The organism is Caballeronia sp. LjRoot29 (assembly GCF_964252755.1).
Classification (GTDB): Bacteria; Pseudomonadota; Gammaproteobacteria; order Burkholderiales; family Burkholderiaceae; genus Caballeronia.
Genome location: NZ_CAXUPU020000041.1, coordinates 36,940 through 51,249, shown reverse-complemented (window position 1 = coordinate 51,249; position 14,310 = coordinate 36,940). Strand labels below are relative to the sequence as shown.

11 protein-coding genes are annotated in these 14,310 nt (G+C 56.8%); all 11 read left to right on the top strand.

Translation table 11 applies throughout. The features are described 5' to 3' along the window. The first annotated feature begins 331 nt into the window (after nt 1-331). The 11 genes from ACSQ83_RS30935 to pglX (ACSQ83_RS30885) all read left to right on the top strand — a co-directional run bounded on the left by ACSQ83_RS30935 (nt 332) and on the right by pglX (ACSQ83_RS30885) (nt 14,307). A complete protein-coding gene (locus ACSQ83_RS30935) occupies nt 332-2,263 on the top strand; it encodes a phage integrase family protein (RefSeq protein WP_436230745.1) in 1,932 nt (643 codons plus the stop codon). Nucleotides 2,264-2,373: 110 nt separating this feature from the next. Further along, nucleotides 2,374-2,685, top strand: a complete 312-nt coding sequence (locus ACSQ83_RS30930) for an HU family DNA-binding protein (RefSeq protein WP_436230744.1) — start codon at nt 2,374-2,376, stop codon at nt 2,683-2,685. Nucleotides 2,686-3,765: 1,080 nt separating this feature from the next. Then, a complete protein-coding gene (locus ACSQ83_RS30925; RefSeq protein WP_436230761.1) occupies nt 3,766-3,960 on the top strand; it encodes a helix-turn-helix domain-containing protein in 195 nt (64 codons plus the stop codon). A 6-nt stretch (nt 3,961-3,966) separates the two neighbouring features. Next, nucleotides 3,967-4,581, top strand: a complete 615-nt coding sequence (locus ACSQ83_RS30920; protein WP_436230743.1) for a DUF1819 family protein — start codon at nt 3,967-3,969, stop codon at nt 4,579-4,581. Next, nucleotides 4,578-5,189: a DUF1788 domain-containing protein gene (locus ACSQ83_RS30915; RefSeq protein ID WP_436230742.1), complete on the top strand. Its 612-nt coding sequence runs from the start codon at nt 4,578-4,580 to the stop codon at nt 5,187-5,189. Before ACSQ83_RS30920 ends, ACSQ83_RS30915 begins: the two co-directional genes overlap by 4 nt. Nucleotides 5,190-5,203: 14 nt before the next feature. After that, nucleotides 5,204-8,752: a BREX system P-loop protein BrxC gene (gene brxC, locus ACSQ83_RS30910; protein ID WP_436230741.1), complete on the top strand. Its 3,549-nt coding sequence runs from the start codon at nt 5,204-5,206 to the stop codon at nt 8,750-8,752. Beyond that, nucleotides 8,752-10,617, top strand: a complete 1,866-nt coding sequence (gene pglX / locus ACSQ83_RS30905) for a BREX-1 system adenine-specific DNA-methyltransferase PglX (protein ID WP_436230740.1) — start codon at nt 8,752-8,754, stop codon at nt 10,615-10,617. The genes brxC and pglX (ACSQ83_RS30905) overlap by 1 nt, the downstream gene beginning before the upstream one ends. Next, nucleotides 10,614-11,756, top strand: coding sequence for an AAA family ATPase (locus tag ACSQ83_RS30900; protein WP_436230739.1), 1,143 nt, complete (start codon nt 10,614-10,616; stop codon nt 11,754-11,756). Before pglX (ACSQ83_RS30905) ends, ACSQ83_RS30900 begins: the two co-directional genes overlap by 4 nt. Continuing rightward, the gene (locus ACSQ83_RS30895; RefSeq protein ID WP_436230738.1) at nt 11,753-12,277 is read left to right on the top strand and encodes a hypothetical protein; all 525 of its coding nucleotides are present in this window, start codon (nt 11,753-11,755) and stop codon (nt 12,275-12,277) included. Before ACSQ83_RS30900 ends, ACSQ83_RS30895 begins: the two co-directional genes overlap by 4 nt. Before the next feature lie 19 nt (nt 12,278-12,296). After that, nucleotides 12,297-12,545, top strand: a complete 249-nt coding sequence (locus ACSQ83_RS30890) for a hypothetical protein (protein ID WP_436230737.1) — start codon at nt 12,297-12,299, stop codon at nt 12,543-12,545. Beyond that, complete coding sequence (gene pglX / locus ACSQ83_RS30885) at nt 12,538-14,307, top strand: BREX-1 system adenine-specific DNA-methyltransferase PglX (RefSeq protein WP_436230736.1); 1,770 nt, start codon at nt 12,538-12,540, stop codon at nt 14,305-14,307. The genes ACSQ83_RS30890 and pglX (ACSQ83_RS30885) overlap by 8 nt, the downstream gene beginning before the upstream one ends. The last annotated feature ends 3 nt before the right edge of the window (nt 14,308-14,310 follow it).

The window sequence follows — 14,310 nt, the reverse complement described above, 5'->3', positions numbered from 1 at the left end:
GAGGTTCCGTTAGCGTAAGCGGCTGCCCCTAGACGGTAAAAACCCGTCGATCATCGCAATTTCAACGAATGCGTGTCTCCGCCAAATGCTTTGAATTTTCGACCATCCGAAAGGTTCGATCTAAGCAAAACGCTGGCTGCCAAACGTGTGAAAATACGCACAATAAACAACGACTTAGAGTTGGAAGAGTCTGCTAATTGTTATTAGCAGACAAGGATTTAATGCGTAAAATTAAGGTAATCCCACTTTACGCGTGTCTCAGAGCTAAAGATCTGCTTTAAATTGCGGGTTTCCCCGAACTCGTCGGCCTATCAGCAGCCGGGGAGGGCGCGTGGCTAATCAGGCGCAGCAGCTCACGCTTCCCACGCCGCGGACCTATACGCGCACCGATTTCGCCGCACTGCGCGCGTTCGTGCAGCACATCGCACCCTCGGTCATCGCGCACAGGTACTACGATCCGGATGATCGAGACGTCTCGCCGCAAGCGGCCAGCGCTGATGCAATGGAACGGTTTCTGCGCGCCATGCTTGACGATCTCGTGCAGCTTGCGCTGCGCAACGGCTCAGCTGCGCTCGCCGCGCATTTGAAAGCGTCGATCAAGCAGCACGGCAGCGCAAAGCTCACCGTGGTCACGTTGCGGATGGTCGAGCAGGCCTCAGTACTCGCGGCCGCGGCTCCCGCGGCGGATCATCACGTTGGCCTCTGGTTGCGACCGCTGGTGACCAAACGACTGACGGCCGAGCGGATTACGACACTCGGCGAACTCGTTGCATATTGCAATTCGCACGGCGGCAGTTGGTGGCGCTCGGTGCCGCGCATCGGCGCCCACCGGGCGAGCGTCCTGGTTGCCTGGCTGCGTCGTCACGAGCAGGCGCTCGGAATGCGGGTTGATGACGATGTGGATGCGGGTCCGCTTGCGCCGGCGATGGGTCTCGGCAACGTCGTTGTGGTCGGCGGATCGATCGACGCGCCACTTCTGGCACCGTTCGAACGCCTCGCCATTCCGACCGTCTTGTCGGGTGAACACGGGACCAATCGCGCGCGTGAGTTCGCGTTCATCCGGGCGGATCACGACCTCGCCGCAGTCCATGCTTATTTGAATCGTTACCGCGATCGGCCACCGACGTTGCGAGCGTACACGCGTGAACTCGAACGCCTGGTCCTGTGGCTCGTGATTGTGCGCGGCGTCGCGCTTTCGTCGATGACGGTCGAAGACTGCGAGGCGTACAAAGATTTCCTGAAGGCGCCGAGTACCAGTTTTGTCGGTCCGAAACGCTCGCGCGCCAGCGGCCGGTGGCGGCCTTTTACGCCCGAGGGCGTGTCGCCCGAGAGTCAGGCTTACGCGGTGCGCGCGATCCGCGCGGCGTTCGCGTGGCTCACGACTGTCCGGTATCTGGCTGGCAACCCATGGAGCGCGGTCACCGATCCGACGACGACCAAGCACGAGCTCGAGGTGCAGGTCGAACGGGCGCTCCCCACTGATCTTTGGACGCGGGTGCGCGCGGAACTGGACGCCCGGTGCAATGGCGACGACTTGGGCGGCTTGACGCCGACCAAGGAAGAAGCGCGCCAGTGGCGCATCGCGCGCGCGGCAATTTTATTGATGGGAAACTCGGGCGTGCGCCGCGACGAAGCGGCCAACGCCCGTCGTGAAAATCTAAGTGTCGCTGTGGTCACGGCGACGGGCTCGTCGACCAACTTGTTAGCCAACCCGGCCAACGAGCAGCGCTCGGTGTGGGCGCTGAGCGTCATCGGCAAACGCCGCAAGCAACGCACGATACCCGTGAGCGCGACAACCGTCGCCGCGCTACGTGCACACTGGGCGGATCGGGAACTAGACTTTGATGCGGCGTGGGCGCAGGGTCCTTTGATTGCGCCCGTCGTAATCAACGGGACCGATGTGTCGCTGGCGAAGCATGGCGACGCATCGGATGGCAAGGGCGCGTCCGTCCACCAGAGCCATGCACCCTACGCGGCCGATGCACTGGCGAGACTCGTGCGCGAAGCCATCCGACGCATCGCGCAAGCGTTGTTGCGCGAAGGTGCACTGTCACACGATGCGCACGTCAAACTCCTGGCCACCTCGGCGCACGCGTTCCGGCATACCTTTGGTACCCAGACAGTCGCCCGTGGCATGCCGATCGATGTTGCTCAACGCATCTTGGGTCACGCGTCACTGCAGACAACGTCGATCTATGTGCGGGCCGAACGGCAGCGCATGCTTGATGAAGCGGCGAAATATTATTCGGAGGATGAGGGCTAGTCGGCTTCGGCGAATTCAGTGCAGGAGCAAATACGCCGCGGTCTCCTGAGAGGGGCACTGCTGCGCACAGGGTATCTGTCCGGGTAAGGTATTCTCAGGCTCGGCACGCGTTGCGGCTTTCACACAAATCAAAGGAGAAGACAGACATGAACAAGCAGGAACTGATCGACGCAGTGGCAAATCAAGCGGGCATCGCGAAGTCGGCAGCAGAAGAAACGATCAACGCATTCCTGGAGACCGTGACCGAAGCGGTGGTCAAGGGCGATGCGGTTCAGCTGATCGGCTTTGGGTCGTTCGGCACGGGCGCACGCTCTGCGCGAACAGGGCGCAACCCAAAGACGGGCGAGCCTCTGCAAATTGCGGCGTCAAAGACCGTCAAGTTCACCGCCGGCAAAGCATTCAAAGACGTGGTGAACAAGTAGGGCGATGGCTGGTTGTCCGCCTGCAGGAACGCAGGCGGTAGTTACTGAGCCCATCTTCAGACTGCTGTTTCACGATGAAATACTAGCTCGCCGAGTAACCTCGCGTTTTCCGCTTCGCCAGCATAATCGGCTTGTTCAGAGCAACTGAAGAAACCTGTTAGGGACTTTCGCCGCAGTCGGAACGATCCATTGCTGACCGCTCAAGCGCCAGAACGACGCATCGATTGCGATCGGCCTGCGTCTGATCGCGATCTATCGCCTGCCCGACCAGACGCGGGTTCTGGTCATAACGGAGTGGAATCGCGCGAATACCACGATCGAACGCCTCGATGACATCGTGCTCGGTAGCAATACTCTTCCGGCTCAGCCTTCTGTGATTGCTTTAAAGGACATTGGCCGAGCATTAGCTGTTGGCTTGGAAGGCGGCGATCTGATTGGCGGGGGGCGTCATGGCGACAGTTCCTGCCTTTCATCGTTGCGTACGTATTCGCCGGTCAGGCGAACGGGGTCGCGCGGTTGGGGCTCGCTGCGGGACGAGGTAGTCGTGCGCGCCGGCGCGGATACGCCTGGGGTCGGAGCGCAGCTAGGCCCAATTGAGGTAGCAGCGGTTAGGCTTTGGCGACGCGGTGCTGGCGGCCTGGTTCGCCAGATAGTTGGCGAGCCACTCGGCCAGCTCTTGCCAAGGCGTCGGGGGCATCGCCACTCCTGGGTAGCGAATGACGTTGATACTGCGGCGCACACCACCCGGGCGCAGCAGACAAAGAGAACTCCGATGCGATCGGATTGATGGCGCAACGCCGTTTCCCACCGAGACCGGGAGTTCATGACCTGACTGTTGGCCGCTACTGGATGCCGCGCGTCGACGCTGGAAGCCGGCTCGGACCAAGCGTCCGGTATCGACCCTGTTAGCGGATAATCGGCTTTAATCGGTAAAGATCGTTTGACATCGGATGACCATTCGTATATTTTCTGGCGGCTCAATTGGGGAACTCCGTCTGTTCTCCCTTACTTACCTACTTCGCCTCTGGCGAGCTGATGGCTTAACCCAATCGCCCACGAGGAACCTGAGAAATGGCCGAGATGGAAGACCGCTGGTTATCGATAAGTGAGATTTGCAAGTACCTCGGGGTCAGCAATGACACCGTGTACAAGTGGATTGATAAACATGAAATGCCAGCACATCGCATGGGTCGCCTCTGGAAGTTCAAGAAGGATGAGGTGAACGAATGGGTGAAGGCGGGTGGCGCTGCCGAACATTACAAAAAAGAATCCTGACCAAGAATGAGCAACGACAGATACAGCATGTCATTTACAACGGGCAGTCTCTTTCACCGCGAATCGGTGAAACTGGCCGCGCTGTATCTTGATCTTGGCGACTGGGGTTCTGTTCGAGACAAGGTCATCGGGGAGAATTTACTACAGACAAGAACACTGAATACGCTCAAGCGAGTCTGCCGGGAGGTCATTTCTCGGATTAGGACACTGAGCCCAAGTGAACTTGAATTCCTGATTGATGGAAGCTACCAGGAGCAAGCCTACCTGCTGTGGCTCGCCGTTTGCCGTCGGTATAGATTTATTGCTGATTTTGCCGTCGAAGTGCTTCGAGAGCGCTACATCACACTGAAAGGTGATCTCACCCACGAGGAATTCGATTCCTTCTTTAACCGCCAATCCGAGTGGCATTTGGAACTGGATGAGGTCACTCGGATAACACGAAAAAAATTGCGGCAGGTTCTGTTCAAGATGCTTCGCGAGGCCGATCTTTTGACGGCCAACAACATGATCCACGCTGCCATGCTCAGCCCAAGACTGTTGGAGCTGATCCTTCAAGGCAGCAGCAGGGATGTTTTGTACTTCCCTGCATTTGAATCCGATTTGACGGGGACAAGGCCGTGACAGCAGATATAGCCAGAATGCCGATGCAAGACAGATTTCAGCATCTCTTCGCAGTGATCTCGGGTCAGCGTTTTCTCTGCAAGCAAGGCCTCGGTAACGAAGTGCCGTTCTTCATCTGTCCTTTCAAGCCGGAAGAGTCCGTTGAAATGGAGCGGCTCCAGCGTCAGCTGGTCAATCGACTTGAGCAGGCAGGGGTTCGGGCTTTGGAAGTCAATTTATACGACCTTTCGATAGAAATCCTTAAGGAGCGCGACATCTGGGACCAGATTGTCGTGATGGAGGATTCTGTCTCCAAAGAGCAGCTTAAGGAGCTCCTGCAAGGTGTGCTCGACCCCGAGGCGCATCTGGTTCCTGCCATTGCAACCAAGTTAGCAAGCATTGATTTCGAGGTTCTTTTTCTGTCAGGCGTTGGTGAGGTCTTCCCCTACATCCGCTCGCACAACGTTTTGAACAATCTGCAGAGCACGGCGAAAGAAAAGCCGACCATCATGTTTTTCCCGGGAGCCTACACCCACTCCCTGGAGTCCGGGGCGTCGCTGGATCTCTTCGGAAGGCTTCATGATGACAAGTACTACCGGGCATTCAATATATTCCACTGCGAAGTATAAGAAAGAGAGGCGTGATGACTCTTAAGACCATTTTTAGCAAGCCAGTTAACCGCCCGATCGAAGGAGTCATCAAAGCTGACGATGAAGCCAGCCTTCGCCTCGAGATTGAAGAATACGTACTGACAAACGAAGTCGAGAAGCGGCTTGAATCCTTTCTGGATGCCTACAACAACTACGAAGGTGCCAATGGGGTTTGGGTTTCCGGTTTCTTCGGGTCCGGTAAATCCCATCTGTTGAAGATACTGGCGCTCTTGCTCGAAAATCGGCAGATCGACGGCGCCTCGGCTCTTGACCTGTTCCTGCCGAAGTGTGGCGACAACGAAATCCTGCGGGGCGATCTCAAGCGCGCGGTCTCCATCTCTTCGAAAAGCATTCTGTTCAACATCGACCAGAAAGCGGATGTCATCAGCAAGACCCAGACCGATGCGCTTCTCGCTGTCTTCGTTAAAGTTTTTGACGAGATGTGCGGTTACTACGGAAAACAGGGGCACATCGCTCAGTTCGAGCGCGACCTTGACAGCCGGGACCTCTATGAGCAGTTCAAGTCGGCCTATGAGTCCACAGCGGGCAGAACATGGCAAAAGGGGCGCGAGCAGGCCTTGCTCGAAGCGAACAACATTGCCAAAGCCTATGCCCAGGCAACTGGTGGTGATGAGACATCCGCCTTGGGGATACTCGACAAATACCGTAGTCAATACCGAGTCTCCATCGAAGATTTTGCCGAGCAAGTGCATGCGTATATTCAGCGGCAGACTCCAGATTTCCGTCTGAACTTCTTTGTCGATGAGGTTGGTCAGTACATCGCCGAAAACGTCAAGCTGATGACCAACCTCCAGACCATCGCCGAGAGCCTGGCCACCAAATGCCGGGGCCGCGCGTGGGTCATTGTGACCGCACAGGAAGACATGGCGACGGTTGTCGGCGAAATGGGCAAACAGCAGGGCAACGACTTCTCAAAAATCCAGGCCCGGTTCGCTAATCGCATGAAGTTGACCAGCGCCGATGTGGCGGAGGTTATCCAGAAGCGTCTGCTCACTAAAACCGAAGAAGGCGTTCGTCTTCTGTCAGACACATTTCACGCGCAGTCCAACAATTTTAAGACCCTGTTTGACTTTGCCGACGGCTCGCAAACCTACCGGAATTTTCAGGATCGAGATCACTTCATTCACTGTTATCCGTTCATTCCTTACCAGTTCGCGTTGTTCCAGTCGGCCATCCAGCATCTGTCGCAGCATAACGCCTTTGAAGGCAAGCATAGCTCGGTGGGCGAACGCTCCATGCTGGGTGTGTTCCAGCAAGTGGCGATCCAGATTGGAGATCACGAAATCGGTCAGCTGTCGACTTTCGATTTAATGTTCGAAGGCATTCGGACCGCGCTGAAATCCAATATTCAGCGCGCCGTCATTCAGGCAGAAAGCCATCTTGATGGTCGCTTCGCGATCCGGCTGTTGAAAACGCTCTTCCTGGTCAAATACGTCAAGGAGTTCAAACCGACCGTTCGCAACCTGTGCGTACTGATGCTCGACGGCTTCAATCAGGATCTGCCCGCACTTAAAAAGCGTGTTGAAGAAGCGCTCAGCCTCCTGGAACAGCAGACCTATTTGCAGCGTAATGGCGAGCTCTACGAATACCTGACCGACGAAGAAAAAGACGTCGAGCAGGAAATCAAAAACACCGAGGTGGAGTCATCAGATGTTGCGGTCGAGCTTGAGAAGATCGTTTTCGACCACGTCATCAAGCATAGGAAAATTCGTTACGACGAAAGCGGCCAAGACTACCCGTTCTCGAGAAAGCTCGATGATCGGCTGCACGGGCGGGAGTACGAGCTGGCCATCCATGTCATCAGCTCGTTCCATGAGAATGCCGAAAGCGAGTCCATCCTGCGGATGCAGAGTATGGGCAGGGACGAACTACTGGTCCTGATGCCCGCTGATGAACGCCTCGTTCGCGACATTCTCATGTACAAGCGGACGGAGAAATACATCCGTCAGAACATCTCGATCACGCAACAGGAGGCGGTCAAACGCATCCTGACCGACAAGGGTTTCCAGAACCGGGAGCGCTATGCCGAGCTGCAACAGCGCGTTCAAATCCTGATAGGCAAGGCCAAGTTATTCGTTGCAGGTTCCGACGTCGAAATCGGTTCCGAAGACGCACAAACCCGGGTGCTGCGCGGATTCCACGAGCTCGTTTCCCGTGTCTATCCGAATCTTCGCATGCTGCGAGGAGTTGCCTACACAGAGGAAATGATCAAGACAATAGTTAAAGATAAGAATGGAACTCTCTTTGGCACCGATACAACCGTACTTGCTGAATCCGAGCAGGAGCTGTTGGCGCTTATCCAGAGCAACAACCGGGGTGGCGTGCGTACCACGCTGAAAAGCCTGTTAGAGAGATTCGAACGCAAACCCTACGGCTGGTACTACGCCGCCGTGCTTTGCGTCTTGGCCAACTTGTGCACTCGCGGCAAAGTCGAGGTTCGCATTGACGGCAACCTGCTTGAAGAGGACGAGCTGGAACGGGCGCTGCGCAACACCCATGGCCACGGCAATGTGGTGCTAGAGCCCCAGGTCGAATTTACCGCATCGCAGGTCCGCGCCCTCAAGGGGTTCTTTGAGGACTTCTTCGACGCACCGCCACGCTCCAGCGAAGCAAAAGCGCTCGGCAAAGAAACCGGCACCGCGCTCCAGGAACTCATGCATCAGCTCGCCCCGCTGGCGGCACAGGCATCCCAATATCCGTTTCTGAGTGCGCTGACTCCGGTGCTTGAGAAGCTCAAGGATCTAACTGGCAAGCCTTATACCTGGTATCTGACCGAACTTACCCGCCAAGAGGACGCGTTGGTCGATATGAAGGAAAGCGTCATCGATCCTGTTCGGAAATTCATGATCGGCCCACAGAAAGGCATCTTCGATAACGCCCGTAAGTTCGTTCAAACCCAAGAGCCCAACTTCGCCTACATCGAAGGCAGCGAAACCGCACAGGTGGTCGCCAGCTTGACCGATCCGGAATGTTTTAAGGGCAACCGCATGCAGCAGGTTAAGACGCAAGTCGAAACCCTGCAGGAGAAGGTCACCGCGCAGATCGAGGCCGAGATCGCCAAGGCACAGGAGACGGTCGTTGCTCTTAAAGCCCGTCTCTGTGGCATGGCTGAATTCGGCGCACTGAACGGCGATCAGCAGGAGCAGATCACCGGTCCGTTTGACAAAGTAAAAGCCGACATCGAGCGTCAGAAGCTCATTGCCGTCATTCGCGACACCCTGCGCCGGTTTGAGGAAAGCGACTACCAGCGGCAGCTTTCGCAGATGACATCCTGGGCGCAACCTGCACCAGCACCCGAGCCTGTGCCGGAACCTGGAGGAGCCGTTACGCCTGATGAAGGTACGAAGCCCTCGCCATCTGCTAAGCCGGTACCGCGCATCGAGTATGTGCCCAGCCGCGCAGTGAAGGTCTCTTTCGATAAAGCCTGGCTGGCCGACGAGACCGACGTGGAACGCTACCTGGAATCTATGCGCGAGGCGCTGCTGAATGAAATCCGCAAAGGGAAAAGGATTCAGATCTAATGGAAACCGCAAAACTAAAAAAATTCGCCCAGTTCGCCCGACGCAGCCTGTTGGAGCAAGTCTCCACCAAGCTGAAACTGGTGCTCGCAGAAGACAGCGCCGCCCGGCGTGAACGAGCCGAGGCCATCAAGAAAGTCGAAGAGGCGATCAAGAACCACGGCAAGGAACAGGTCATCGAGCGGGTGGCCTACATCTGGTTCAACCGTTTCTGTGCCCTGCGCTTTATGGACGTGAATCGCTACACGCGCATCGGCGTGGTGTCGCCCGCCGAGGGGCAGTTCCAGCCCGAGATTCTGGCCGAAGCCAAGATGGGCCATATCGATGAAGCGATGGTGCACGATCAGGTCCGGCAGCAGATCTTCGCTCTGCTCGATGGCAAAGCGCCCAGCCGCGAACCGCAAGGTGAGGCTTACCGCCTGCTGGTGGTGGCCGCCTGCAACTTCTGGAACAAGGCGATGCCATTCCTGTTCCAGCGCATCGACGACTACACCGAACTGCTGATGCCCGACGACTTGCTCTCGGGCAACTCCATCCTCGCCTATACCCGCGAGGCGTTGACCCCGGATGCCTGCGAGGATGTCGAGGTGATCGGCTGGCTTTACCAGTTCTACATCTCCGAAAAGAAAGACGCGGTCTTCGAGGGGCTGAAGAAGAACCTGAAGATCACCCCGGAAAATATTCCGGCCGCCACCCAGCTCTTCACCCCTCACTGGATCGTCCGCTACCTGGTGGATAACTCCTTGGGCCGCCTGTGGCTCCTCAACCGGCCCGGCTCACGCCTGGCAGAGCAGATGGAGTACTACATCCGGCCAGAAAGGCCGGAAGCGGATTTTCTCCGGATCAAAGGTCCGGAAGACATCAAGGTGTGCGACCCCGCCTGCGGTTCCGGCCACATGCTCACCTATGCCTTCGACCTCCTCTACGCCATCTACGAGGAGGAAGGGTATGAGCCCGCAGAGATCCCCGAGAAGATCCTCACCCACAATCTCTATGGCATCGAAATCGACGAACGCGCCGGGGAACTGGCAGCCTTTGCACTGACCATGAAGGCTCGCGCAAAGCAGCGTCGGTTGTTCAATAAGGGGGTCAAGCCGAACGTTTGTGTGCTGGAGAACATCGCAATCGCGCCCGGAACACTCGACAAGTACGCAGAGGCTTTTGGCCGTGAGCTGTTCACGCCCGCGGTGCGCGAGACACTCCAACAATTCACCGAGGTCGAAAATTTTGGCTCGCTGATCATCCCGAAACTGCAAAACCCTACCCGGGTGCTCGCCCAGTTGCGCAGCTTGCAGGAGCGTGCCGGGGCGGCGATTGGCAGCCCAGATGGGCTTACTGGTGACCAACAAGCCCTGGCCAGCACACCCAACTTCCGCAATGCCATTCGCGCGTTGGAGCAGACCGAATACCTGAGCCCGCGCTACGCGGTTGTCGTGGCCAACCCGCCGTACATGGGCGGCAAGGGTATGAATGGGCGGTTGAGTTCCTGGGCCAAGGAAAACTACCCCAGCAGCAAAGCCGACCTTTTTGCTATGTTCATTGAGCGGGGGTTTGATCTCACTCCGAAATACGGTTACAGCGCCATGGTCACCATGCAGAGTTGGATGTTCCTTTCGTCTTACGAGGCGCTGCGTGAACGAATCCTGAGTGAGACATCCATCGAATGCATGGCACACATGGCTAACATGGTCATGGGCATCGCTTTTGGAACTGCAGCCACGGTATTTGAGAAAGGTGGTAGCCCGGAGAATCGGGGGGCCTACTGCTACATCGAATACGAAGACATTGGCGACGAGAACAAGCCGGTCGAATTTCCCCCGCGAAACGAGCGGAACTTGAAAGCAGCTCAACGGCAGAGGGCAGCATGATCAGCAGCCTTCAGCTTAAGAACTTTGTCGCTTTCACCGATCTGGCCATCGACTTCTCGCCGGGCGTCAACATTGTCATCGGTGAAAACGGCACGGGCAAAACCCAGCTGCTCAAGGCCATTCTCGCCTTGTGCGGGCGGGAAGCTCGCGCGGATCAGGCCGGAGAACAACTCGCCCACAAGCTCTGCCGACTCTACCACCCGCTCGGCGGGCAAGTCGGCGAGCTGCGCCGTGCCGGCACACGCGGGGATGCCGTATTCAGCGCCACCTTTGCGCTGGGGCAACAGATCACGGCCCGATTCAGCGGCACTGCAACCGAAGCTAAGGTCAGTGCTGGCAATGGAGGTGACGTTGCTGCAGCCATCTTCATTCCGACCAAGGAAGTGTTGTCGTTGGTGCGCGGTCTCACCGCCGAGCAGCCGGATCAGCCCACCATCGAGCGCATCTTCGACGATGGCTATCTAGACCTGGCTCGCCAGCTCATCAAGGAAGGGGCCGATGATTTGGATGCTAAGGTCCAGCTTGATCCGCGCTTTGGCAGCATCGTGCCCCGGCTCGCAAACCTGATCGGCGGGCGCTACGAACTGCACGAGGGGCGATTCTGCTTCCAGGCCGGCAAGTACGTCGAAAAACTAGGTAAAAGCAGCTCGGCAGATAAAGCCGCGCAAAGCTTTCAGGACTCCACGCTGCAGTTTGTGCCGACCAAGGCACGGCTGGTTTCCAGCACGATGACCGCCGAGGGCTTCCGCAAGATCGGTGTACTGCAACGCCTGCTGACCAACGGCAGCCTCAACCCCGGTACGGCTGGCCCGCTGTTGTGGGACGAGCCCGAATCCAACCTCAACCCCAAGCTGATGAGGGATCTCGTATTGGCCTTGCTGGAACTCGCCCGCAACGGCCAGCAGGTTATCCTCGCCACCCATGACTACGTGCTGCTCAAATGGTTCGATCTGCTGATGGACAAGGGCAAAGGTGATCAGGTACGTTTCCACGTGCTGTCTCGTGAAGAGGAAACCGGGCAGGTACGCCGAGACAGCATGGACGACTACCGGGCCATTGAGCCGAATGCCATCGCCGACACTTATAACGAACTGACCAGGGAGCAAGTCGCCCGCAAGATGGGAGGCTTGGGCAAATGAAGCTGCGCGAGCGTGATCTGGAGATCGACTTCACCGATGCGATCGACGCCATCGTCTTCGATCAGATGAAGTCAAACAAGCCGAACTACCACGGCGTCGCAGAAATGCACCGCGTCGATTTCGTGGTCGAACTGGAAAAGGCGATTCTCTTCGTCGAAGTCAAGGACCCAGGCAACCCCAGGGCGCAAGCCGAAGGGCTGGAAAAATTCTACGAAAAACTGCGGAATGGCACGCTGGGTGACACCTTTGCTGCCAAGTTCATCGACACCTTCCTGTACCGCTGGGCGGAGGATCTCTTGCGCAAGCCAGTACACTACATCAGCCTGGTCACCTTGGAAGACAGCGAGCTGCTGCCGAATTTCTCGGACGAGATCGCCAGAAAGCTGCCTCCGAAGGGGAAGGTCATGCCGCGTTGGAAACGTCAATTGGCAGAAAACTGCCAGGTTTTCAACATCGACCTGTGGAATCAAAGTTTCCCGAAATGGCCAGCGATGCGCATCGCGCAAGCGGAAATCGCCTAGCGCCAGGGGAGAGGACGCCATGACCATCAACACGCTCAAAATTCGGGACGACCGCATGCCGCTGCAGTTCGCGGCTGACGGCGACAAGTTCGAGCTGCAGGCCGGTTCGGAAGCCTCCTGGTTGAGCAGCGAAGCCTTTGGCCACAAGGAGCTGCGTAGCCGCATTAAGGCGGTCGTGCGCTCGGTGGATTGGCAGGCCATTGCGGATGACTGGCAGCAGGTCAATGGGCCAGTAGTGGAAGAAGATTTGGAGAATAACGATGAGTGATAGCCAAGCCAGCAAGGCCGTGCAGTGTATGGAAGAGTTTTTTTTTCGGGCTGCGGCAGACAATTTCAAAAAAATTCCAACGAACCCAATTGCCTATTGGGCTAGCGATGCAGTTTTCTCGAGCTTCGGGTTGAAAAAGCTACGAGACGTTGCTGACGCCAAGCAGGGCATGGCCACCTCTGACAACGGTCGATTTTTGCGCTTCTGGCATGAGGTTTGTCTAGATCAGCTGTGCTTTGATTGCAAAAGCACCGCCGAGTCGGAGCATAGAGTGGAAAAATGGTACGCCTACAACAAAGGCGGTGAGTTCCGTCGTTGGTTCGGAAACAACGAGTATGTAGTCAATTGGAAACACAATGGCGAAGAACTTAAAGAATTTGTCGAAGAGATAAATAAACTCAGGCCGGGCGGTCGCCTAAAGAATCAAGAATACTATTTTCTTGAAAACATAACCTACTCATCTTTGAGTTCCGGCTTATTCTCGGCGAGATATAACCAACCAGGATTCCTTTTTGACACAAAGGGATCTTGCATATTTCCAATTTCGGTCAGCAAGCACGGTCTTTTGTCTCTATTGAATAGCAATGTTGCCCAAGTTTTCCTGAATATTCTTTGTCCGACGCTTGACTACAGCTCAATCGGGATCAATGCAATTCCCATCAACTTACCAGAAGTCACATTTTTAGCGGAAGCTCTGGTTGAGTCGGCAAAAGGCGATTGGGACTCTAATGAGATATCCTGGGACTTCACGAGCCTCCCATTGCTGCACTGCGACCACCGTCAGCCCACGCTTAAAGACAGCTACCAGAAGCTGCGCACCCACTGGCGCGAGATCACGCTGGAAACGCAGCGGTTGGAACAAGAGAACAACCGCATCTTTATCGACGCCTACGGCCTGCAGGACGAGCTGACGCCCGAGGTGCCGCTGAATGAAATCACCCTCACCTGCAACCCGCACTACCGCTACGGCGGCGACAAGAGCGAGGACGAGCTGGAGGCGCAGCTGCTGGCCGACACCATGCGCGAGCTGGTGAGCTACGCCGTCGGCTGCATGTTCGGCCGCTACAGCCTGGATAAGCCAGGGCTGATTCTGGCCAACCAGGGCGAGACGGTGGCGGATTACCTTGCCCAAGTGCCGGAGCTCCGCGTCACACCCGATGAAGACAACGTGATCCCGCTGCTCGACGGCGACTGGTTCACCGATGACATCACCCAGTGTTTCCGCCAGTTCCTCCGCGTGGCATTTGGCGAGGAGCACTACGAGGAAAGCCTCCGGTTCGTCGAGCAGGCGCTGAACCTCAAGGGCAAGCGTAACTACAGCATCCGCGACTACTTCATGAGCGAGTTCTATGCCGACCATGTGAAACGCTACAAGAAGCGCCCCATCTACTGGCTGTTCAGCAGCCCCAAGGGCAGCTTCAACGCACTGATCTATATGCATCGCTACCGCCCGGATACGGTCAGCGTCGTGCTCAACGACTACCTGCGCGAGTTCCGCGCCAAGCTCACTTCGCACAAGAACCATCTGGAGGCGGTGAGTATCAGCGCCAGTGCCTCCCAGGGCGAAAAGACCAAAGCCCTGAAGGAGATCGAAAAGACCACCAAGGTGATCGCGGAGATGGAGGAGTACGAGCGCGAGGTGCTTTACCCGCTGGCCACCGAGCAGGTGGAGATCGACCTCGACGACGGTGTGAAGGTTAACTACCCCAAACTCGGCGCAGCCTTGAAAAAGATCGTCGGCCTGGATGCGGTAGAGGACTAAGGA

Coding starts and splice junctions, on each gene's coding strand:
- ACSQ83_RS30925 (WP_436230761.1), top strand. CDS start 3,766: ATGGAAGACCGCTGGTTATCGATAAGTGAGATTTGCAAGTACCTCGGG.
- ACSQ83_RS30920 (WP_436230743.1), top strand. CDS start 3,967: ATGAGCAACGACAGATACAGCATGTCATTTACAACGGGCAGTCTCTTT.
- brxC (WP_436230741.1), top strand. CDS start 5,204: ATGACTCTTAAGACCATTTTTAGCAAGCCAGTTAACCGCCCGATCGAA.
- pglX (WP_436230740.1), top strand. CDS start 8,752: ATGGAAACCGCAAAACTAAAAAAATTCGCCCAGTTCGCCCGACGCAGC.
- ACSQ83_RS30900 (WP_436230739.1), top strand. CDS start 10,614: ATGATCAGCAGCCTTCAGCTTAAGAACTTTGTCGCTTTCACCGATCTG.
- ACSQ83_RS30895 (WP_436230738.1), top strand. CDS start 11,753: ATGAAGCTGCGCGAGCGTGATCTGGAGATCGACTTCACCGATGCGATC.
- ACSQ83_RS30890 (WP_436230737.1), top strand. CDS start 12,297: ATGACCATCAACACGCTCAAAATTCGGGACGACCGCATGCCGCTGCAG.
- pglX (WP_436230736.1), top strand. CDS start 12,538: ATGAGTGATAGCCAAGCCAGCAAGGCCGTGCAGTGTATGGAAGAGTTT.